We start from the raw sequence: 21181 nt of genomic DNA on the forward strand, positions 1-21181 counted from the left end.
CCATGCGATCCGCGCGCGGATCGATAATTTCGCGGCGGGCGGCCGCCGATTGCGTTCGCTATTCGATAAAGTCCGCGACCGTTCGCCACCGCCCGATGAAAAAGGCATCGGCCGCAAGCGCCAGCGGCGCCGCGTCGACCTCGCATTCGCCGCTCCGCACGAGGGCTGCGAACCGCCGGTAGATCGAGGGATATTCGCGGCTCGGTCCAATATTCTGGCGCGAGCCTGCAAGGATGAGTTCGGCGCCGCCGAGCGCGAGCGAGACCGTGCCCACGTCGGTCACGACGTCGATCGACCAAGTTTGCTCGCCCTCCTGCAGAAAGTCGAGGACAGCGTGAAACTGTCCGCTAAGGCCGACCCGCCCGACAAGTTCCGCCGCGACGGGCGTTGCGCAGTTCGCAGGGACGTCGAGCCGCGCTTCGGTGAGAACGATCCGCTCGGGAAGGATGCGCGTCAGGATCGACAGCGCATTGATCCCCGGATCGAACACGCCGAGCCCGCCCGGCTCCCATATCCAAGTCTGACCAGGGTGCCACTCGCGCACATTCTCGCACCAGCGCATGCGCACCTCGCGCACCGTCTTGCCGGCGAGCCAGCCCTGCGCCGGAAGGACCGCGGGCGCGTGCTGCGAGTGCCAGCCGGTGTAGAGGGTCACCATCTTGCGCCGGGCAATGCGCTCGAGCTCGGCAAGCGCCGATAGGCTTGCCGCGGGCGGCTTTTCGAGCAGGACATGTTTTCCGGCCAAAAGCGCCGCGCGCGCGATCTCGAAGCGAAGCTGGGGGGGCGTATTGACCGCGACGGCGTCGAACTGTTCGGCGGCAAGCGCGGCCTCCAGGTCGGGATACGCCGGCACCCCAGCGGCGCGGCTGCGCGGGGAGACGCCCGCGACGAGTTCGAAGTCGCGATCAGCGACAATCGACGGAATATGCTGATCGACGCTGATCTTACCGAGACCGACAAGGGCAATACGGATGGGCATTAGTGATTGTCCCGCGGTACGCCGAAGCGCGTGCTGATCCGCTGGAACGCCTCGGCGCCCTCGAGAATGGCGCCTTCACTCAAATGGCCGACGCTGCTGCGCTGCAAGGCCTGCCATGGCGTTTGTGAAGGCGGGTAACGATAACCTCGGTTCGCCTCGAGCGCCGCGCGGCGGTGCGCGATCTCTTCGTCGGACACGAGCAGATCGACCCTGCCGCCGACAAGATCGACCCGCAGCCGGTCCCCCGTCTCCAATATGGCGAGATTCCCGCCAGCCGCCGCTTCGGGCGAAGCATTCAGGATCGACGGCGATCCCGACGTGCCCGACTGCCGGCCGTCGCCGATACAGGGCATCGACCGGACACCCTCACGAATGAGCTTTGCGGGCGGCTGCATGTTGACGACCTCGGCAGCCCCCGGAAAACCGATCGGTCCTGCGCCACGCATCACGAGGATGTCTGCGGCGGTAATCGCCAATGCGGGATCGTCGATCCGCGCGTGATAGTCTTCGGGTCCGTCGAAGACGACCGCCCTCCCCTCGAATGCGTCGGGGTCGGCGGGGTTCGAGAGATACCGATCACGGAATTCCTCCGAGATAACGCTCGTCTTCATGATCGCCGAATCGAACAGATTGCCGGTGAGGACGAGGAAGCCTGCGCGCGCCTTGAGCGGCGTACCGAACGGGCGGATCACGTCGGGCAGGACGGTTTCGGCGTCGCGGCAATTCTCGCCGATTGTCTTGCCATTTACTGTGATGGCCTTTTCGTTGACAAGACCTGCGCCGATCAGCTGCGCAACCACCGCGGGCACCCCGCCGGCGTGATGGAAATCCTCGCCGAGATATTCGCCGGCGGGCTGGAGATTGACAAGCAGGGGGACGTCGTGACCGACGCGCTGCCAGTCTTCGAGCGGCAAATCGACGCCCGCATGGCGCGCGATCGCGGCGAGATGAATGGGCGCATTGCTCGATCCGCCAAGCGCCGAATTGACGACAATGGCGTTGTGGAAGGCGTCGCGGGTCAATATGCGCGAGGGGCGAAGATCCTCGTGCACCATGTCGACGATGCGCAGCCCGGTCCGATAGGCCATTTGCGCACGCTCGCGGTAGGGCGCGGGAATCGCCGCCGATCCCGGGAGCTGCATCCCAAGCGCCTCGGCGAGCGAGTTCATCGTCGTCGCCGTTCCCATCGTGTTGCAATAGCCCGGCGACGGCGCCGAGCTTGCTACGAGATCGAGAAACTCGGCATAGTCGATTTCGCCCGCTGCCATACGCTGGCGCGCCTCCCAGACGATGGTGCCCGACCCGGTGCGGCGGCCGCGATGCCAGCCGTTGAGCATCGGCCCCACCGACAGCGCGATCGCAGGAATGTCGACTGTCGCCGCCGCCATGAGGAGCGCGGGTGTCGTCTTGTCGCAGCCGATCGTGAGGACGACACCGTCGAGCGGATAGCCGTAAAGGCTCTCGACAAGGGAGAGATAGGCAAGATTTCGGTCGAGCCCGGCGGTCGGGCGCTTACCGGTTTCCTGGATCGGGTGCACGGGAAATTCGATCGCGATGCCGCCCGCCTCGCGAATGCCTTCGCGGACACGCTTGGCGAGCTCGATGTGATGACGATTGCAGGGCGCCAGATCGCTGCCGGTCTGCGCGATACCGATGATCGGTTTGCCCGACTGCAGTTCCTCGCGCGTGAGCCCGTAACTCAGATACCAACCTAGATAGAGCGCGGTCATGTCCGGATTGGCCGGATTATCGAACCAGGCGCGCGATCGCAGGCCACCGGATTTAGTCACGAACGTCTCTCCCTCGACCGCCCGCTATGCGAGTCCGGCCTCCTGAGACTATCCGTAAAACCAATACCGACATTTGCAAGCAGTAATGCCTGTTTGTTACATTGACCCGTTCGCGGGTCCAGTTCGGATTGCCGGACCGAAACCGCAAGAAGCGCTCAGATCCTCGCTCCAACCTTCACAGGGAAGCTGAAGATATTGCCGGCCAGCGGCTGGGCACGCAGCTCCGCCCCATCGAGCCCCTTGCGCGCCGTCGTCGCATAGGCCGTCCGCCCATCCTCGCCGCCGAGCGCAATCTTGGTGACGTTCGCGACCGGCAACCGCACCTCGTCGGTGATTTGGCCATCGCGATCGTAGCGGCGCGCGCGCCATCCGTTCCATAGCCCCAGCCACACGCCGCCTTCGGCATCGCATGTAACGCCATCGGGCCAGCCGTCGCCGGGCGCAACCGCGGCGAAAAGGCGCGCCTCCGAAAGCGCCCCGCCCTCGCCGATCGCATGGACCCATATTTCCCGCGCCAGCGTATCCACCGTGAAGAGCCGCTTCCCGTCGGGTGAGACTGCCGGTCCGTTCGTGATGCACATCGCGGCTATGGTGCAAGGCCGCACGTCCCCGTCATAACGGTAGAAGCGCCCGCTCGCGTCGGTCTCGCTATTGTCCATCGTGCCGAACCAGATGACGCCATCGGGTCCGAGGGCCGCATCGTTCAGCCGGTTACCAGGTAGATCGGGCTCGACCGCGACAATATGCGAGAAATTGCCATTGTCCGGATTGAACTCATAAAGCCCGTCGGCAAGGCCCGCGACGAGGCGCCCGTCAGGCATCGGCAAAACCCATCCGATCCGTGCCGGCGCCGGCCAGCTCGTATGACCGAGCGTCGCCGGGTCGATCCGGTGAAGGGCGGGCGCGACGATGTCGACGCACCAGAGACAGGCGCGGCGATTGTCCCATACCGGTCCCTCACCGAGCACGGCCTGGAGGTCGAAAAACGGTGCGGCGTCTATAATATTCATGGCAAGCTCCAGTCGCGGGTCCGGCTGGTCTTGCCAATGCCGGGATTCAAGGCGTTGCAGGGATCGAGCGCGCGGTAATGTGCTTCGAGCGCCGGAGCGGCGGGATAGAGATGCCCGACATTATGTTCAGCGGGATATTGTGCACCGCGCGCATCGAGCAGCGCCAGCAGCCGATGTTCGAGCGCAACCGGGTCGACGCCCTTCCGGACCAGATAATCCTGGTGAAAGACGTGGCAGAAGAAATGGCCGTAATCGAGTTTCGCGACGATATCGCGCTCGATCTCGGGCGGCAGCGTCTCGACCCACTCGAGGCAATTGCGCGGCAGGGCGATATCGAGCGCAACAATGTCCTCGACTTCATCCGGGTGGACCGCACGGTAGCGAACGGCCGCCCCGGCGACCGCAAAGCGGTGGAGCATCGCGCGCGCGGCTTCCTTTTCGGAACATTCGAACATGTCACCGGCATCGCTCGGAAAAATCCCGGCGAACATTCGGCGGACATAGCCGAGACTGTCCCTCGGCACCTTGACGATGAGATGATGTTCGAAGCGGTCGCGGTATTGGCGCATCGCCGGGGGAAGCTGGTCTCCGAAGAGGCGGGCCGCTGCGTTCAACATCCGGTCCGACAGCGCGGCCGGGAGTATAGGCAACCGGCGCGCCCAGCGATCGATCCACGCCTTGGCGCGAAACAGGCGCGGGAGGCGCGCCGTGCCGAGCGCCGCGATAGCGAGAACCATATCCTTGCCGTAACGGTCGGCGAGATCGAAGGCGTCGCGGTGGATATATTCGCCCGAGATCGGGAGCGACGGCGCATCGAGCAGCAGCCGGCGGCGAATGCGCGTGAGTTCGTGCGGATCATTTGTTCCGACATAAAAGACCGCGGCATCTTTCTCGCGCTCAAAACTGTCGACCCGCACCGCGAAGACCACGAGCTTGCCGGCGCTGCCCGACGCCTCATAAAGCCGCGAGGGGTCGGCATTGAAGCGCGCCGGCGTCGGCGCATCGACCGCCCGCACGATCGGTTCGTAATCGCTCGCCGCCGAGGCGGCGCGATTGTCCTCGACAATATCGGTGTCCGCGAAGCGGCCGGCTTCGAGGTTGGCGAGAATGGTCTCGGGATCGTCGCCCAGCGCAAGCCCGAGATGGTTGCACAGCGTGAGGCGGCCATCGGCGCCGACCTGGGCGTAGAGGGCATATTCGGTATAGGCTGGCCCCCGCCGCACCAGCGCGCCCCCGGAATTGTTGCAGATGCCGCCGACGACCGAGGCGCCGATGCACGACGAGCCGATCACCGAATGCGGCTCGCGCCCGAGCGGGGCAAGCCTTTCCTCCAGATCATAAAGCGTCGTTCCGGCAAGGCACACGACCTGCTCGCCGCCGCGAAGCGGAAAGACACCCTTGATCCGGCTCGTGTTCATTACCACGACCGGGCGATCATATTGTCCGTCGGGCGTCGACCCTCCGGTCAGGCCGGTATTCGCGGCCTGGCAGATCAGAATCCGTCCCTCTTCGACGCACGCCTCGGCGAGCCGCCACATTTCGACGAGGCTCGCCGGGCGAATGACCGCCTCGACGGGCCCGCTGCCGAAGCGATAGCCGGTCGCAAAGGGTTCGGCGGCGCTCGCCGTCAGGACATGGGGCGATCCCGCAATATTGCGGAGCCGCGCGAGGAAGCTCGCGCGGTCCGGCTCAGCGGCCATCGTTCCAGGCGATGACCTTGTGCTTCTGCTGCCCCAGCTTTTCGATGCCGAGCTCGATCACATCGCCTTCCTTCAGCCATATCTGCGGCGACTTGCCCATGCCGACGCCGGGCGGCGTCCCGGTCGTGATGATGTCGCCGGGGAGCAAGGTCATGAATTCGCTGACATAGCTCACCAGCTCGGCGCAATCGAAGATCATCGTTCGCGTGTTGCCGCTCTGCATACGCGTGCCGTTGACATCGAGCCACATGTCGAGCTGCTGCGGATCGCCGACCTCGTCGGCGGTCACGAGCCAGGGGCCGACGGGGCCGAAGGTCTCGCAGCCCTTGCCCCGGTCCCAGGTTTGCCCGCGTTCGAGCTGGAACTCGCGTTCCGAGAGATCGTCGACGACAAGATAGCCCGCGACATGGTCGAGCGCCTTGTCCTTGCCGACATAGGAGGCGCGCTCGCCGATCACGATGCCGAGTTCGACCTCCCAGTCCATCTTGGTCGACAGACGCGGCTTGCGCACATCGTCGTTGCAGCCCTGGATACACGAGACGGCCTTGGTGAAGATCACCGGCTCGCCTGGGACCGGCATGTTCGATTCTGCCGCATGGTCCGAATAGTTGAGACCGATGGCGATGAACTGGCGCGTCCCCGCAACCGGCGGTCCGAAGCGAACCGGCTGCTCGACGAGCGGCAGCACCGTCGGGTCGAGCGCACGCAGCCGTTCGAGACCGGCGCGCGAGAGGGCTTCGGCATCGATATCGCCGACAACATCGCCAAGGTCGCGAAGATTGCCTTCCTGGTCGATCAGGCCGGGGCGTTCGGCGCCGGCTTCGCCATATCGAACGAGTTTCACTTTCAGCTTCTCCTTAATCTTGTCGCAGGCCCCATAGATACAATCATAGCTGCTTGCAAATGTTGCCGCACCCCAATCGCCCCCGAAACATCACCCTGCAGACGACATTCCCGCAGCGCGCGTAAAAATCGCATCCCGGGTCTTTTCGATGGCCTCCATCGAGCGAATGAAATCATCGTCCGCGTGCGGAAAGGCTGCCCCGTCGACAAGCGTGGCCCGCACCGCCGCCAGCTGCGCAGCATAACTGCTGGGCCCCTCCACGGTGCGGCTCTCGGATCCACCTCCGACCTCAAGCGTCAGCAGGTTGCCGCGCTGCGGCACCAGCGGATTGACGACCGACAGCACCCCCTCGGCACCCTCGATCCGGAGCGAGACGGCTGGCGCCTCCACCGTCATCGACGACGAAACCCGCGCGGTTGCCCCATCGGGATATTTCAGCTCAGCGGCAAAACTCGCATCGACGCCACCCCGCATCTCCGCCTCGACCGAGCCAAGCTCGAAATTCTCGCCTGCAATACGGCGCACCCACGCAAGCGGATAAATGCCCAGATCCATGAGCGCGCCGCCGCCAAGCGCTGCCTGCCAGCGGATCGGATCTTCAGGATCGATCGGCGCATCGAAGACAGCGTCGATGCGCATGATCCGTCCCAGCACGCCGCTCCCGACAATTTGCATTATCTCTGCGAACAGGCGGTGATGCGGCGAGTGCATTGCCTCGAAGACAGGGACCCCGCGCGCGGCGGCGATCGCCGCCACTTCCCGGGCTTCGGCGGACGACAGGGCAAAGGGCTTCTCGACCAGCACTGGCTTCCCGGCCTCGATGGCGGCGATCGCCTGCGCCGCATGATAGCGCGGCGGCGTGCCGATATAGACGAGGTCGATGTCGGGATCGCCAATGAGCGCATCATAGCTATCGAGCGCCCGCCCGATACCATGTTCCTTCGCATAGGCCGCCGCGCGGGCCGTGTCGCGCGCCGCGACCGCACTGACCTCGACGCCCTCCGTTTCGCGCGCCGCAGCGATAACCGCATAGCTCGCGACCCGCGAGGCACCGATCAATCCGATCCGAAGATCGCTCACCGAAGGTTCTCCTCCAACGGATTGCTCAGCGCGCCGCGAAGCGAAGTCCCGTTAATCGCGGCCGCCGTCAATAAGGCCAGGGCGCGCGCGAGAAGACACCGCCGTCTACCCAGAGCGTCTGGCCGGTCACGAAGCGCGAGGCATCGCTCGCAAAGAACAGCACGACATCCGCCACGTCGTCAGGCCGCCCGGCCCGGCCGAGCGGCGTAATCGGGGCCCAGCTCGCTTCATAATCGGGGGCTTCCTCGAGCGTGCGCGCGGTGATGATGGCGCCCGGAGCGACGCAGTTCACCCTGATACCGAATTGCCCGAGCTCGACCGCGGACGATTTGGTAAGCTGCTCGATGCCGCCCTTGGACGCGGTATAATCGACGAGATTGGGAAAGGCGTGCTTGTTGCAGCCCGAACCCAGGTTCACGATCGCGCCGCCGCCCGCCTCGCGCATCAGCCGTCCGGCTGCCTGCGTATTGAGGAAGCAGCCCTTGAGGTTGGTGGCGATTACACGGTCCCAGGCTTCTTCGGCGAGATCGAGGAGCGGCGACCAGCTCTGCACGCCCGCATTGTTGACGAGAAGCGCTGGTGCGGCGCCCGCCCATTCGGCGGCGCGGGCGTGGAAAGCGTCGACCTCGGCCCGCGCGGCGACATCGCAGCGAACCGGCAGAATGCGCGTCCCGCCCGCGGCAGCAGCAGCGGCACTCTCCTCCGCCCCGACCGCGTCGCTGCTGTAGCTGAAAGCGACGTCATAGCCCGCCGCGGCAATGGCAGAGACGAGGTGGCGGCCGATCCCGGTGCTGCCGCCGGTTACGATGGCGAGTTTCCGGCTCACAGGCTCATGCCTCCGTCGATGACGATGTTGGAACCCGTCATGAAGGGCGCCTCGTCGGATGCGAGGAGAAGCGCGGCCGCGGCGACCTCGCCGGGCTGGCCGATCCGCCCCATCGGCTGGCGGGCAACGAAGGCGGCGCGCGCCGTCTCGACGTCACCGCTTTCCCGCCAGCGGCCGTGCAGCGAGGGCGTCTCGACCGTTCCCGGCGAGATCGCGTTGCAGCGAATACCCTGCTTCACGAAATCGAGCGCGACCGACATGGTGAGCCCGATGACCGCTGCCTTGGTCGCGCCATATGCGAAGCGATTGGGCGCAGCCATGACCGAGGAGACCACCGAGGCTATGTTGATGATCGAACCGCCCCCGCGCTCGATCATGCCGGGCAGAAAGGCGCGGATGACCGAGGCCATGCTGCGGACATTGAGATTATAGCTCTGGTCGAGTTCGCTGAGCGGCCGGTCGAGGATCGTCCCCGAAGCCACCATGCCGACGCAATTCACGAGGACGTTCACCTCGCCGGCACCCGTCGCCGCGGTTTCCACCGCGGCATCGTCTGTTACGTCCAGCAGGAGCGTCTCGACGCCCTCCGGAAAGGGCGTATCGTCGAACCGGATGTCTGCCGCGACGACCGCGGCCCCTTCCCGCGCAAAGGCCTCGGCGATGCTGCGACCGATGCCTTGGCCGGCTGCACTTACGAAGCATCGTTTTCCATGCAGCCGCGGTTTCGGGGTGTCCATCTCAGCTCCTCTCATCCGGTTTTCTCAGGCTCACCCGCATCGGGCCAGACCAATTAACAGTCAACATAGCTTGTAAATGACCGAGCCGCGATTGAACAGCCTGAATTTGCCGTCAGCCGATATCAATTCCCATCAGCCGCGCATTTGCGGCGCGATCGGCGCCGCCGGCAGCAAAATCGTCGAACGCATGTTCGGTGACGCGAATGATGTGATCGCGGATGAATGGCGCGCCTTCGGCCGCTCCGTCCTCGGGATGCTTCAGGGCGCATTCCCATTCGAGAACGGCCCATCCGGGAAAATCATATTGCGCCATGCGCGAGAAGATGCCGCCGAAGTCGACCTCGCCGTCGCCGAGCGAGCGGAAGCGTCCCGGACGATCGACCCATGACTGGTAACCGCCATAGACCCCGGCGCGGGGCGACGGGTTGAATTCGGCATCCTTCACATGAAAGCAGCGGATGCGCTCGTGATAGATGTCGATGAAGCCGAGATAGTCGAGCTGCTGCAAGACGAAGTGACTGGGATCGTATAGTATGTTCGCGCGAGCGTGTCCCCCGACGGCATCGAGAAACATCTCGAAGGTCACGCCGTCGTGCAGATCCTCGCCGGGATGGATTTCATAGGCCACATCGACCCCCGCCTCGTCGAACTTGTCGAGGATCGGCTTCCAGCGCCGCCCCAGTTCGGCAAAGGCATCCTCGACAAGTCCCGCAGGGCGCTGCGGCCAGGGATAGAAATAGGGCCAGGCAAAGGCGCCCGAAAAGGTCGCGTGGGCCGTGAGACCAAGGCGCCGGCTCGCTTTTGCGGCCAGCTCGAGCTGGCCCACCGCCCAGCGCTGCCGCGCAGCCGGATTGCCGCGAACTTCGGGCGCGGCAAAGGCGTCGAACTGCTCGTCATAGGCCGGGTGTACGGCAACCAGCTGCCCTTGGAGATGCGTCGAGAGCTCGGTAATCGCGAGGCCTTTGTCGGCCAGCATGCCTTTCACCCCGTCGCAATAGGCTTCGCTCTCGGCGGCGAGCCCGAGATCGAACAGCCGCGCGTCCCAGCTGGGGATCTGTACGCCCGCATAGCCGAGCGACGCGGCCCAGTCGGCAATGGCCTCCAGGCTGTCGAAGGGCGGCGTATCGCCTGCGAATTGGGCGAGGAAGATGCCCGGTCCCTTGATCGTGCGCATAAGCAGCTCCTTCAGACGATGAAATCGATCCAGCCGCATTGCTCGCGGCTCGCTCGCACCGAAGCGGCGACAAAAGCCATGCCGCGCACGCCCTCGGCGATCCCGGGAACGAGGCCTGCCCCGCCTCCGCGAAGCTGTCCGGCAAAATCGCGGTAGATATTGGCGAACGCCTCGAGATAGCCTTCGGGATGTCCGCCCGGCGTGCGGCTCGACCGCAGCGCCGCGGCACCGAGGCTTGTGCCCGCACGGATCAACTCCGCGCTTCCATCCGAACGATATTGCAGAAGTTTATTGGGTTCCTCCTGCCGCCACACGAGCCCACCGTGCTCGCCGTAGACCCGGATGCGCAGCCCGTTGAGCTCGCCGGTCTCGATCTGCGAGGCGAGCAATACCCCGCGCGCGCCATTGTCGAAGCGAAGCAGCACCGCCACATCGTCGTCAAGCTGGCGGCCGGGGACGACCGCCCCGAGATCGGCAAGCAGGCGGGTGACGCGCTGACCGGTAATAAATTCGGCAAGGTGGAAAGCATGGGTTCCGATATCGCCGATGCAGCCGCCCTCGCCCGCGCGCGCCGGATCGACCCGCCATTCGGCCTGCTTGCCTTCGGCGCCGCCTGCCAGCCAGCCTTGCGGATATTCGACGACGACCTTGCGGACCGCACCGATCGCGCCTGCCGCGACGCGCTCACGCGCCTCGCGTACCAGCGGATATCCCGAATAGGTGTAAGTGATACCGAAAGGCGCGCCGGACTCGCGAACCAGTTCTGCGAGCTCGCGCGCTTCGGCGAGCGTCGCGGTGACCGGCTTGTCGCAAAGCACCGGCAGGCCCGCGGCAAGCGCGACACGCGCGGCCGGGAGGTGATGGAAATTGGGCGATACGATCGCCACGAAATCAGCGCCGTCCGCTCGAGCGCCTTCGCCTGCGACGAGCGCCTCGACATCGGCATAGGCGCGATCCGGATCGATCCCGTAGCTTTGCCCGCCCTCGCGCGAGCGCGCGGCATCGCTGCTGAAAGCGCCAGCGACCAGTTCGATCTCGCGGTCGAGCTCGGCGGCGATTCGGTGAACGGGACCGATGAAGGAACCCGGGCCTCCCCCGATCATCGCCATGCGCAGGCGCCGGTCCGTGGCGGCCACCGGTCAGGCCTCGAGCGCGGCGAGGAAGGCGAAGGATTTCGCCGCCGCCTCGATGCGCGGCATGGCGAAGGGCGGCTCCTGCTCATAATAGAAGTGGCGCGCGCCTGCCGCATAGGCGGCGGGAAGGACGCGTGCCCAGTCGACGCTTCCCGATCCGACTTCGGTCGGATCGGTGCGCATCATCGTGTTCGGCACAAATCCCCGCTTCACATCCTTGACGTGAAGCTGGCGCACCCGCCCCCTGTGGCGGCCGAAGAACGCTACCGGGTCGATCCCGGCCGAGGCCAGCCAGCCGACATCGAGTTCGAAATGAACGAGCGCGGGATCGGTTTCGGCCGCGAGGATATCCCATCCGGTGCGTGTACCGAGCGACATGAATTCGAGGCTGTGATTATGATAGCCGAGCGATAATCCATAGGGCTCGAGGGCGGTCGCCCGTGCGTTGAGCTTCGCGGCAAGATCGGTCCACATCGCCTCGCCCCCCGAGCGCACGGCGCGCGTCAGCGCGGCAGCGATATCTTCACCGGCCTCGAGCTTGAGCCCGCTCGGCAAGGGAAACATCGGTACTACGATCTGCCTGAGACCAAGCGTCTCGGCCGCCCGGGCGATCTCGCCGGCATCGCTCATCACCGAGAAGGCGCCCGAGACACCAAGGTGCAGCGAACTGATCGCAAGGCCCGCCTTGTCGGCCGCGGCGCGGACCGTCGCGGCATCGCGCCCGAGCAGCCCGGGAAGCTCGACATCGCGAAAACCGATCGCAGCCACTTTCGCCAGCGTCCCTTCGAGATCCTTCTGCGGATCCTCGCCGAGCGCATAAAGCTGGATACCGACCGGCAGGCCATACCGCTCGAAGAAGCGCGAGGATCGGGGTCGAACAGCGCAGGCGGGAAGCGCCAATGCGGCTGCGGCGGCCCCTCCGCCAAGGAGGAGCGAACGGCGATCGAGCGTGAAGGTCATCGAATATCTCCGGCTGGAACGAGGGGTTCGGACATCGTGTCGGCTTCGGGATCGAGCGGGCGCGGCGCCGGCGGCCGAAAGGCAAAATAGAGGAGCAGCGCACCGAACATCGCGAGTCCCGAAGGAATGAGGAACAGCGTACGGTAGTCGGTTACCAGCCCCTGCGCCGTTTCCTGCGTAAAAGCTGCGGTGAGCCAGGGGAAAAGGAAGCTCGCGACGACCATGCCGACACCCAGAATGAGGAGGTTGAACAGCCCCTGCGCGCTCGATCGTACGTCCGCCGGGAAGGCTTCGTCGACGAAGATATAGACGGTCGCAAAGAAGAAGGCGTAGCAGATGCCGTGCAGGAGCTGCACCGCGACGATCGTCGCCACGCTGTCGGGCATGAAGGCGAAAACGAGAAAGCGCGCGGCATGCCCGAGAATGCCGATGATGAGAACCGGCCGCCATCCAAGTTTTGCCAGCACCGAGCCGAGCACCAGCATCGTCAGAATCTCGGCGACCTGGCCGAGACTGAGAACGACCATCGAAAGATTGCCTGCGATGCCGACACGCTGGGTGAGAAACGCATCGGCCATCACGAAATAGCCGTTGTGCACCACCGCGTCGATGAAGGTCACGGCAAAAAGAATGCCGATGAAGGGCGTGCGCAGCATGCGCGCCGCGCGCCGCCATGCGAGCCGGTCGATGCCCTCGCCGCTACGCGGCGGCGTGTGCGGCAGGGTCAGCGAATAGGCGGCCATGGCGAAGGAGAGAAACGCGCCGACAAGGAAGATCGAGCGCATCTCGACAACGTCGGCTCCGGCGCCAAGGAGCAGGATGAACGGCCAGCTCGCCATCACCCAGCCGATCGTGCCGCCCATGCGGACCGAGCCGAACTGGCGCGCTGGGTTTTTGAGATTGGCGAAGGCGAGACTGTTCGCGACCGAGAGGGTCGGGACATAGACGAGGCTGTAGCCGAGGTAGAACAGGAAGAAAGGCAGGAAGCTCGTGCTGTAGGCGGTTCCAAGAAGGCAGAGACCGCCGATCGCGTGACTCGCGGCGAGAAAGCGCTCGGCCGCGAAACTCCGGTCGGCAAACTGGTTAGAGAAGAAGATACCGACGATCGCGGCAATACCCCAGCTCGTTCCGACGAGTCCCTGCTCGGCGGGCGAGAAACCCAGCATCGACATATAGGGAAAAATCTTCGGCTGCCAGGCGCCCCAAATGGCGACCTGCAGGATCATCATCACGAACAGGCGGAACCAGATCGTCATTGCCACTCCCCTCGCGGTTCCTGTTTCGAATCCATTTCGAACCGTCTGCACTCCGCCTAGCCGGTCACAACTTCCGGGACAACATGCTTGTAACTTTGCTGACGCGGCGATAGGTGTCGAGGAAAGAGCGGAGGAGAGGATGGATCAATTGAGTCGGCGCAGCATGCTGCGCAACATCATGCTGCTCGCGGGCGTCGCCGCGATCCCGCAGGGCAGCGCGAACGCGCTGTTCGCAGGGCCGCAATCGCTTCCCGCGTCGACCCTTGCCCTTTTCGCAGCGGTCGCCGAGACGATCGTTCCCGAAACCGATACGCCGGGCGCGATCGGCGCCGGCGTGCCGGCCTCCTTCGACAAGCTGATTGCGAACTGGGCGTCGCCCGCGCATCGCGAAAAGCTCATCGCTGCGCTCGCTGCGATCGAGGCCATGGCCTTTTCCGAGCGGGGAACCGGCTTTGCAGCGCTCGACCCCGAAAGCCGCTTCGCGCTGCTCGACGCCTATGATCGCGCGCGGACTGGGGGGGCAGATTACGCGAAGCTCAAGGAGCTGACCGTCACCCTCTATTATCTCTCCGAAACCGGCTCGACCGTCGAGCTGCGCTACGAACATTCGCCCGGCGCCTGGGAGCCCTCGATCGCCGTCACCGCCGACACCCGCAACTATGGCGGCACCGGCCTCTTCTGAACCCCTGACGCAATTATCCGGAGACTAAGCATGTTCGACGCCATCGTAATCGGGTCAGGCATGAGCGGCGGCATCGCGGCCAAGGAGCTTTGCGAGCGCGGACTGAAGACGCTGGTGCTCGAGCGCGGCAAGATGCTCGAGCATGGCGCGTCCTACACCGACTCGGTTCTCCCCTGGGAGATCGAGAATGCGAACATGATCCCCGAGGAGGAACTGGAGCGCGACTACCCGATCCAGCGCGGCTGCTACGCGCTGACCGAGGTCACCAAGCAATATTGGGTGAAAGATCGCGAGCAACCCTATAGCATGCCCGAGGACAAGCCGTTCGACTGGTACCGCGGCAATCATTTGGGCGGGCGCTCGATCATGTGGGGCCGCCAGACCTACCGCATGAGCGAGATGGATTTCGAGGCCAATGCGAAGGACGGGCACGGGGTCGACTGGCCGATCCGCTACGCGGATATCGCGCCCTGGTATAGCCATGTCGAGAAATTCATCGGTGTCTCGGGCTCGCGCGAGGGTCTCGCCCAGCTTCCCGACGGCGAGTTCCTCCCGCCCTTCGCGCTCAACGACGCCGAGAATGATTTTGCCGACAAGGTCGCGAAAAACTTTCCCGGGCGCCGGGTGATCCCGGGGCGCTGCGCGCATTTGTCCGAAGCCCGGCCCGAGCATCTGGAACTCGGACGCATGCAATGCCAGGTCCGCTCGCTTTGCGATCGCGGCTGTTCCTTCGGCGCCTATCACTCGAGCCTCAGCTCCTCGCTTCCCGCCGCCGAACGCACCGGAAACCTCACGATCGTCACCGACGCAGTCGTGCACAGCATCGTCCACGACCCCGCAACCGGCAAGGCGAAGGGCGTGCGCGTCATCGACGCGCACAGCAAAAAAGCAAGCGTCTATGAGGCAAAGGTGATTTTCCTTTGTGCCTCGACAATCGGCACGACCCAGATTCTCCTGAATTCACGAACCGACGCGCATCCCGCGGGCCTCGGGAACAGTTCGGACATGCTCGGCCGCAATCTCATGGATCATATCATGACGGGGACGGCTGGCCTTTATCCGGGCTTCGAGGATCGCTTCTATCGTGGCCGCCGCCCCACCGGCTTCTACATTCCGCGCTTTCGCAATGTCAGCGAGCCCGCCGAGTACGTCCGCGGATTCGGATTTCAGGGCGGGGTGATGCGCAGCGGCTGGAAGACAGCATGGGGCGCGGGAGCCGGGATCGGCGCCCCGCAAAAGGAAAAGGCGCGCAAGCCCGGTGGCTGGTTCGTCTTTCTCAGCGGCTTCGGCGAAATGCTGCCGAACCCGGATAACCGCATCACGCTCCATCCGTCCAAGACCGACCAATGGGGCATCCCGCAGGTGCATATCGAATGCGTCCACGGCGAAAACGAGCTTCGAATGGGCAAGCAGATCGCAGCCGACGGCAAAGCGATGATCGAGGCGGCGGGCGGCACCGTCATCATGGGCGGGACCGGCGCGCTGTCGAACCCGGGCAAGGGCATTCACGAAATGGGGACTGCGCGCATGGGCAAGGATCCGCGCACGTCGGTGCTCAACAAATATAACCAGCTCCATGACGTGCCCAATCTGTTCGTGACGGACGGGTCGGCGATGACCTCGGGCGGCTGCCAGAACCCCTCGATCACCTATATGGCGCTGAGCGCGCGCGCCGCGCACCATGCGAGCGAACTGCTGAAGGCCGGATCGATCTGAGGGGCCGGGCGGTGCCCGGTCCGCCCCACCACGAGCGCAGCGCTTCAGAACAGCCCGAGCGCCCCGCCTCGCGCTTCATGGTCGCGAAACAGGGCGAGCCGCTCGGAATCGAGCAGCGGCTCCGCGTCCGCCGGATCGATGCGCCAGATCGAGGCCGGATCCGAGGTCACCCTTCTCCACCGATCGCTCGCCGCGCCCTTGCCGGGATCGCCGCTGTCCATGAAGGCGAGAAGCCGCGCCTGCATCGACCGGGCAATCGCGCGGTCGCGCTCGCCAAATCGGGCGTCGGGCAAATCCAGCGCGCCGAAGAAATAGGGAATGTCCGCGGTATGGAAGGCGCGGTAGCGCGCAGGATCGGTACCCGGAAAAACATGTTCGAAATGATAGGCAAAGACCGGCACGCCCTCCGCAGCACGCCGCTCCCCCCAGAGGATCATGCCGGCAACACGCCGGTCGCGCCCCAACCGCTGCGCCGAGGCCGCGGCTTCCTTGTCGCTCTTATGGGGATAGAGCGCGAGCACGCGCGGCGCGAGTGCGCCGAAGCGCTTATGTACCTCGGCTTCGAAGGCGGCTATGGTGCCAGGATCGGCCCCGGGGTCGGATTCCTCGCGCGTATAGCCGATCATGACCGGGACCCGCGAGGCGAGCGCGGTCGACGGCGACTCGGGCCAGGCCGGGAGGACGCGCCCATCGGTCACAGGCAGCGGCAGGCCGACGAACGGCGCACTCAATATCTTTTCCGCGCCAAGAGCCCGCAGCGCAGCGATATCGGCAGCGCCGGCCCTTGCCATGCTCGTCGCGCCAAAGGCCTCGGCGGCAGCGAGCGGCTGGTTCGGTATGCCGATCACCGGGCCGCTATGGATGACCGCCCGCTCGAAAAGGCCCCGCCCGAGGGGCGAGACAAGCAAGCCGGTCACGAGCGCCGCCCCCGCCGACTGCCCGGCGATCGTGACATTGTCCGGATCTCCTCCGAACGAGCCGATATTCGCCTTCACCCATTTCAGCGCCGCGACGATGTCGAGAAGCGCATAATTGCCCGACGCGCCATGAGGCGACTCTTTCGCGAGGTCGCCGTGCGCGAAGAATCCGAGCCGGCCGAGACGATAGTTGATCGTCGCGACGACCGCGCCCTGTGCCGCCAGGCTTGCACCGTCATAGGAGGCGATATCGGCGCCGCCCGACATGAAGCCGCCGCCATGGACGAAGACGAGTACCGGCCGCTTTCGAGCGGCGCGCGGCGTCCAGATATTGAGATAGAGGCAGTCCTCGGATTGCTTGCCTGCAATCAGGAACGAAGGCGTATAGGGTCCGAAGGGTTTCGGTTCCCCCTGCGGACAGGAGGGCGCGAAATTCGTCGCTTTCAGCCGGTCGCTCCAGGCGGGAGCCGCCTCGGGGGCGCGCCAGCGAAGCGCGCCGACCGGCGGACGGGCATAAGGGACACCGCGGAACACGCGCACGCCCTTCTCGACCGCGCCTTCGACTTCACCGCCTTCCGTCACGACAAGCGGACCATGCGCCGCCGCCGCAGTCGGCAATGACGTTGCCGCGAGGAGCGCGACAAGGAGAGCGCGGCCACCGTTCCTCGACGTCATTCTCCGAAGCGCAGTACCGCCAGTCGCTGCGCCAATGTGCCTGAGCATCAGCGGCACACCCAGCTCGATGCGTCGCCGAGCGGCCCCTTTCCTGCATTGCGTGCCGATTTCGGCCAGGCGCAGACGGGCCGCGTACGGACCTGCTTCGCGGGTTCGCCCATGAGCGCAGCGAGGGGATTGTCGAACTGGGTCGCGGTCAGCCGGTCGGGCGCCGTTCCGCTTTCGGCCCAGCGGTCGACTTCGCCGATATAATCGATCGTGTCGGGTCCCTCGCCGCCCGCACAATGGGCGACGCCCGGAAGCATGAAAAGACGGGTCGAGGCGGCGAGCTTCGGGCCGACGGCGCGCCGCATCGCGGTATCATATCGAAGCGTATTTCCCGCTGGGATCGCTGCATCGTCCCAGCCATGATAGATGAGAAGCTTGCCGCCGCGCTTCAGGAACGGCGAAATGTCAGGGTCGAGCGCGTCGATCGCAGGGCTCACGCTTGCGCGTCCGGCGCGCCAGTCGCTGTCGAGATCGAAGCGCGCCGGGTCCCATTCGGGATCGCCATGGACGAAGTAGCGGTAGAAATTCGTCGCCATTCCCGGCCCCGCTGCGGTCTTGCCGAGGAGCCAGCTCTCCCATTGATATTCGCTGCCCGGCGGCAGGCCGGGCATGACAAGCGCACCCGACCGCAGCGCTACCGGAGCATAGACCGCCTTCACCGCCGCGACCTCGGACGCCGTCAGGCAGGCATCACCCGAAGCCCCGGCCTTGCAGGCCAGTTTTGCAGGATCGAAACGGCACGAGGCGGGATTGCCGATGATGCCGTCGGCCGCGCCGTCGAGTCGATCGCACTTCGCGATGGCGGCCGCGCGGACGTGCTTCAGCTTGTCCGCGAAACCGGGCGAGCCGGCGGCAGCCTGTGTCATTTGACGCACCCGCGCGAACGAGGCCATGAGCCCCGAAAAATCATTGGCGGGCGCGCCGACCGCGATCGCGTCATAATCGGCCGGATAGCGCTGCGCGAGCATCAGCGCATCGCGGCCGCCGTTCGAACATCCGTGAAAGATCGACCGCGAGGCTTGCGCCCCATAATAATCCGCGACGACTGCTTTGCCGAAGCGCGCACCGAGATGGTTCGCGCGGTGGCCGAAATCCGCGATCCGTTCCGGATGCCCCAGCGCCCATTTCGGCGCGGGCGACACATCGTGACCCGCGTTGGTCACGACGGCAGCGTAGCGGGCGCCCACAGGCCTTCGCAGAGCGATATTTGCCTGCGCGTAGGATCCTTCGAACCCGCCTCCACCGATCCCGACGAACTTCCCGTTCCAATCGTCGGGGAGCCAGATTTCGAACTTGATCTCGGATCCTGCAGCGGGCTTTGTAACCGCCTTGACGCGGCAAAAGGCCGGGCCGAAGGACCGCTGGAAGGGCGGGAGCGCCGTTCCCGCAGCCACATGTCCGGCGCTCGTCACGGCAGCGCCTCCGAAGCTTTTCCCCTCAAGGCCGCTGCAGCGCGCCGCGAATGCCCCGCCGGCCTGCTCCCCCGCAGCCACGCCCCCGGAAGCCGCAGCATAAACAATGGCGGCAATACCCGACCCTATCGCTAGCCTCGAAATTATCGCCATAGCGCCTCTCCACCTGCGCCCGGGTCGCCCGGGTCTTCATCTTCGATGCGTAGCCAAACTGACTATTCCGGTCAATGTTGACTGCAAATTTGACTTGGCGAGCCGACTGGAATAGCGTGCGCCCGGCAGGCATGCGAAGACGCAGCCGCACAAAGTGAAGGCGCCGGGGGGCGCCGCCGCAAATCGGGGAGAGGCATGCAACAAATCGGTGATAGCAAGATGGTGGACGACGGGGCGCACACTGCGGTCGTTCTTCCGTTTCGTGACCGCGACACAGCGCACGAACTGACGCACGGTACAAGGGCGCCGCGCGACGAGCGCGCAGTACCCGCAGAAAAGCGTTGGCGCCCCATCCGCGATGTGGCGCAGGGACTGGTGATCCTTGCCGGGACGATGCTATTGATTGAAGCCGCGCGGCAGCTTTTGTCCGGCGGCTGAAGAAGGCGCCGGCGCGAGCGGGGGGCTCAGCCGAGCCCGGCCTCGATCGCCAATCGCATTGCCGTGATCGCTTTGACCGGGTCGAAGCCTGTCGGCGTGGGCCCGAAGAGTTCGATCGAGTAGTCGCCCCGGAATCCCAGTCTCTCGGTCGCCCGCACGATCGCGGCCACATCATAATTGACCGCGCGATAGTCGGCATCGAATTCGCTGCCCTTGGCAGAGACGAGATGCAGCCAAGGCGCGAGCCTTTCGGCAGCAGCGATAACCGATTCCGTCGTCGCGCCGGGGACATTGCCCCAGTCGAAGATGGTTCGAACATTCGGAAGGTCGATCGCCTCGAGGAGCGCCACCACATTCTCGATTTTCACGCTGTGTCCGAAGTGATTCTCGGTGAGGAGCATGATGTTTTTCGGCGCTGCATGGCGTGCAAGTTCGGAGAAGGCCGACGCGGTCCGCGTGACGTCGAATGGAGATTTCGGATTAAGACTGCTCATGTTGACGCGCAGCGAGGGCGCGCCGAGCAGGGCCGCCCGATCGATCCAGGCCCTCGCTTCGGCAAGCGCCGCTTCACGGTCGCTATCCGCCGCGGCGCCGAGATCGAGGCGGCTGTCGACCTGGACGTTGATGATCTCGACGCCGCTCTGCGACGCCGCGGCCGCCACCGACCGGCAATAGGCTTCCGTGGTTTCCTCGAACTGAAGATTCCATAATTCGAGTTTGCGAAGACCGAGGGTGTCGGCGACGAAGTGCGGCGCGCCGACCAGATCGAGCCTGCCCTTGGGCGGGGGCGGTGCGCCTGGCAGGCGAAAGGGAATGAGGTCGCGGAGCGAAACGGTGGTCACGCCGATTCGCGCGGCGGCGGTGGGGCGCGCGACTGCAGCGGGACCCGCGGCGAGCAGCGCTGCGGCCGTGCCGGCGAGAAAAGCCCGCCTGTTTACAGCTGCGTCTTTCATCACCTTCTCCTCACTCCGACCGGATCATGCAATCCGGCTCTCTTTTAACAAGCAGTCTAGCCCGCTTGTTATATGGCCACTTTAACACTAGGCTGTCCGACACGCTACCGGCAATTAACCGGAGTCGACGTTCTGGGGAGACTATATGAGGCACATCGCCGGAATCCTTATCGCGCTGGCGGCAACAAGCGCTGCAACCGCGCTGGCAACCACCCCCTCCCCCGTCGCCGACTGGCAACCCGATTACCGATATGATGGAGAGCCTCCCGAAAGCTTCGCAAGTGTCGGCGATGTCGACTGGAGCAGCACGGGCCAGGAAATCGTCGCGCGACCGCGTGCGGGAAGCAAGGGAGGCTGGCTCATCCTGCCTCCGCGACTCCAGGACGTCGCCGCCTATGCCGAGTTTCGGTGCTCTGCCCCTTGCGAGGCGGGTATCCAGATCCGTTCATTCTCCGGGACCGATGGACATTGGAACGGCACCGTGGCGCGTTTCGGCAGTCGGTCGGCTGGACTTGCCGGGGTCTCGGAACAAGGTGGCGAACCGAGGTTCGAGGCGCTCACCGGCGGCGGCGGTCAGAGCCGCTTTTCGGTTCCCAAAGGGGGAATGGCTGCAGGTGCCGCGCCGTCCGTCCCGGGCGTCGACAACCCGCTTCGTCCCCTCTTTCCCAAGCTTTCGGCCCCGGTCATCCCGCTTCCCG

18 protein-coding genes are annotated in these 21181 nt (G+C 65.2%); 3 read left to right on the forward strand and 15 right to left on the reverse strand.

Annotated elements, in window-relative coordinates; all coding sequences use genetic code 11:
* Nucleotides 1–58: 58 nt before the first annotated feature.
* The 12 genes from AC2S9W_RS14305 to AC2S9W_RS14360 all read right to left on the reverse strand — a co-directional run bounded on the left by AC2S9W_RS14305 (nucleotide 59) and on the right by AC2S9W_RS14360 (nucleotide 13489).
* Nucleotides 59–979 (reverse strand): Gfo/Idh/MocA family protein, encoded by a 921-nt coding sequence (locus AC2S9W_RS14305; protein WP_486571061.1) that lies wholly within the window; start codon nucleotides 977–979, stop codon nucleotides 59–61.
* On the reverse strand, nucleotides 979–2769 hold the full coding sequence (locus AC2S9W_RS14310) for an IlvD/Edd family dehydratase (protein ID WP_486571062.1): 1791 nt from the start codon (nucleotides 2767–2769) through the stop codon (nucleotides 979–981). Before AC2S9W_RS14310 ends, AC2S9W_RS14305 begins: the two co-directional genes overlap by 1 nt.
* Nucleotides 2770–2924: 155 nt before the next feature.
* Complete coding sequence (locus AC2S9W_RS14315) at nucleotides 2925–3779, reverse strand: SMP-30/gluconolactonase/LRE family protein (RefSeq protein ID WP_486571063.1); 855 nt, start codon at nucleotides 3777–3779, stop codon at nucleotides 2925–2927.
* Nucleotides 3776–5479 (reverse strand): D-lactate dehydrogenase, encoded by a 1704-nt coding sequence (gene dld, locus AC2S9W_RS14320; RefSeq protein WP_486571064.1) that lies wholly within the window; start codon nucleotides 5477–5479, stop codon nucleotides 3776–3778. The genes AC2S9W_RS14315 and dld overlap by 4 nt, the downstream gene beginning before the upstream one ends.
* The gene (locus AC2S9W_RS14325; RefSeq protein ID WP_486571065.1) at nucleotides 5469–6323 is read right to left on the reverse strand and encodes a fumarylacetoacetate hydrolase family protein; all 855 of its coding nucleotides are present in this window, start codon (nucleotides 6321–6323) and stop codon (nucleotides 5469–5471) included. The genes dld and AC2S9W_RS14325 overlap by 11 nt, the downstream gene beginning before the upstream one ends.
* Nucleotides 6324–6413: 90 nt before the next feature.
* A complete protein-coding gene (locus AC2S9W_RS14330) occupies nucleotides 6414–7403 on the reverse strand; it encodes a Gfo/Idh/MocA family protein (RefSeq protein ID WP_486571066.1) in 990 nt (329 codons plus the stop codon).
* A 67-nt stretch (nucleotides 7404–7470) separates the two neighbouring features.
* Nucleotides 7471–8229: an SDR family NAD(P)-dependent oxidoreductase gene (locus AC2S9W_RS14335; RefSeq protein ID WP_486571067.1), complete on the reverse strand. Its 759-nt coding sequence runs from the start codon at nucleotides 8227–8229 to the stop codon at nucleotides 7471–7473.
* Nucleotides 8226–8966, reverse strand: coding sequence for an SDR family oxidoreductase (locus AC2S9W_RS14340; RefSeq protein ID WP_486571068.1), 741 nt, complete (start codon nucleotides 8964–8966; stop codon nucleotides 8226–8228). Before AC2S9W_RS14340 ends, AC2S9W_RS14335 begins: the two co-directional genes overlap by 4 nt.
* Nucleotides 8967–9078: 112 nt before the next feature.
* Nucleotides 9079–10140: a sugar phosphate isomerase/epimerase family protein gene (locus tag AC2S9W_RS14345; protein WP_486571069.1), complete on the reverse strand. Its 1062-nt coding sequence runs from the start codon at nucleotides 10138–10140 to the stop codon at nucleotides 9079–9081.
* An 11-nt stretch (nucleotides 10141–10151) separates the two neighbouring features.
* A complete protein-coding gene (locus AC2S9W_RS14350; RefSeq protein ID WP_486572089.1) occupies nucleotides 10152–11249 on the reverse strand; it encodes a Gfo/Idh/MocA family protein in 1098 nt (365 codons plus the stop codon).
* Between the two features lie 30 nt (nucleotides 11250–11279).
* Nucleotides 11280–12233, reverse strand: a complete 954-nt coding sequence (locus tag AC2S9W_RS14355) for a sugar phosphate isomerase/epimerase family protein (protein ID WP_486571070.1) — start codon at nucleotides 12231–12233, stop codon at nucleotides 11280–11282.
* On the reverse strand, nucleotides 12230–13489 hold the full coding sequence (locus AC2S9W_RS14360; protein WP_486571071.1) for an MFS transporter: 1260 nt from the start codon (nucleotides 13487–13489) through the stop codon (nucleotides 12230–12232). Before AC2S9W_RS14360 ends, AC2S9W_RS14355 begins: the two co-directional genes overlap by 4 nt.
* 139 nt (nucleotides 13490–13628) lie before the next feature.
* Between AC2S9W_RS14360 and AC2S9W_RS14365 the strand changes: the two genes are divergently transcribed.
* Together AC2S9W_RS14365 and AC2S9W_RS14370 are read left to right on the forward strand one after the other, a co-directional pair.
* On the forward strand, nucleotides 13629–14171 hold the full coding sequence (locus AC2S9W_RS14365) for a gluconate 2-dehydrogenase subunit 3 family protein (protein WP_486571072.1): 543 nt from the start codon (nucleotides 13629–13631) through the stop codon (nucleotides 14169–14171).
* Between the two features lie 30 nt (nucleotides 14172–14201).
* Nucleotides 14202–15887, forward strand: coding sequence for a GMC oxidoreductase (locus AC2S9W_RS14370; protein WP_486571073.1), 1686 nt, complete (start codon nucleotides 14202–14204; stop codon nucleotides 15885–15887).
* A gap of 44 nt (nucleotides 15888–15931) precedes the next feature.
* On the opposite strand, the gene AC2S9W_RS14375 is transcribed toward AC2S9W_RS14370, so the two are convergent.
* Together AC2S9W_RS14375 and AC2S9W_RS14380 are read right to left on the reverse strand one after the other, a co-directional pair.
* Nucleotides 15932–17479: a carboxylesterase/lipase family protein gene (locus AC2S9W_RS14375; RefSeq protein WP_486571074.1), complete on the reverse strand. Its 1548-nt coding sequence runs from the start codon at nucleotides 17477–17479 to the stop codon at nucleotides 15932–15934.
* 47 nt (nucleotides 17480–17526) lie between these two features.
* Nucleotides 17527–19092: a tannase/feruloyl esterase family alpha/beta hydrolase gene (locus AC2S9W_RS14380; protein WP_486571075.1), complete on the reverse strand. Its 1566-nt coding sequence runs from the start codon at nucleotides 19090–19092 to the stop codon at nucleotides 17527–17529.
* 195 nt (nucleotides 19093–19287) lie between these two features.
* Here AC2S9W_RS14380 and AC2S9W_RS14385 point away from each other — a divergent pair, with 195 nt between their 5' ends.
* Entirely contained in the window at nucleotides 19288–19530 is a 243-nt protein-coding gene (locus AC2S9W_RS14385) for a hypothetical protein (protein ID WP_486571076.1), read from the forward strand.
* A gap of 26 nt (nucleotides 19531–19556) precedes the next feature.
* On the opposite strand, the gene AC2S9W_RS14390 is transcribed toward AC2S9W_RS14385, so the two are convergent.
* Complete coding sequence (locus AC2S9W_RS14390; protein ID WP_486571077.1) at nucleotides 19557–20483, reverse strand: sugar phosphate isomerase/epimerase family protein; 927 nt, start codon at nucleotides 20481–20483, stop codon at nucleotides 19557–19559.
* Nucleotides 20484–21181 lie beyond the last annotated feature (698 nt).

The organism is Sphingopyxis sp. 550B (assembly GCF_057401805.1).

Bases quoted from the DNA above. Each gene is read 5' to 3' on its own strand.
- AC2S9W_RS14370 (WP_486571073.1), top strand. From the start codon at position 14,202: ATGTTCGACGCCATCGTAATCGGGTCAGGCATGAGCGGCGGCATCGCG.
- AC2S9W_RS14315 (WP_486571063.1), bottom strand. From the start codon at position 3,779: ATGAATATTATAGACGCCGCACCGTTTTTCGACCTCCAGGCCGTGCTC.
- AC2S9W_RS14375 (WP_486571074.1), bottom strand. From the start codon at position 17,479: ATGACGTCGAGGAACGGTGGCCGCGCTCTCCTTGTCGCGCTCCTCGCG.
- dld (WP_486571064.1), bottom strand. From the start codon at position 5,479: ATGGCCGCTGAGCCGGACCGCGCGAGCTTCCTCGCGCGGCTCCGCAAT.
- AC2S9W_RS14350 (WP_486572089.1), bottom strand. From the start codon at position 11,249: ATGGCGATGATCGGGGGAGGCCCGGGTTCCTTCATCGGTCCCGTTCAC.
- AC2S9W_RS14385 (WP_486571076.1), top strand. From the start codon at position 19,288: ATGCAACAAATCGGTGATAGCAAGATGGTGGACGACGGGGCGCACACT.
- AC2S9W_RS14390 (WP_486571077.1), bottom strand. From the start codon at position 20,483: ATGAAAGACGCAGCTGTAAACAGGCGGGCTTTTCTCGCCGGCACGGCC.
- AC2S9W_RS14340 (WP_486571068.1), bottom strand. From the start codon at position 8,966: ATGGACACCCCGAAACCGCGGCTGCATGGAAAACGATGCTTCGTAAGT.
- AC2S9W_RS14380 (WP_486571075.1), bottom strand. From the start codon at position 19,092: ATGGCGATAATTTCGAGGCTAGCGATAGGGTCGGGTATTGCCGCCATT.
- AC2S9W_RS14345 (WP_486571069.1), bottom strand. From the start codon at position 10,140: ATGCGCACGATCAAGGGACCGGGCATCTTCCTCGCCCAATTCGCAGGC.
- AC2S9W_RS14355 (WP_486571070.1), bottom strand. From the start codon at position 12,233: ATGACCTTCACGCTCGATCGCCGTTCGCTCCTCCTTGGCGGAGGGGCC.
- AC2S9W_RS14305 (WP_486571061.1), bottom strand. From the start codon at position 979: ATGCCCATCCGTATTGCCCTTGTCGGTCTCGGTAAGATCAGCGTCGAT.
- AC2S9W_RS14360 (WP_486571071.1), bottom strand. From the start codon at position 13,489: ATGACGATCTGGTTCCGCCTGTTCGTGATGATGATCCTGCAGGTCGCC.
- AC2S9W_RS14365 (WP_486571072.1), top strand. From the start codon at position 13,629: ATGGATCAATTGAGTCGGCGCAGCATGCTGCGCAACATCATGCTGCTC.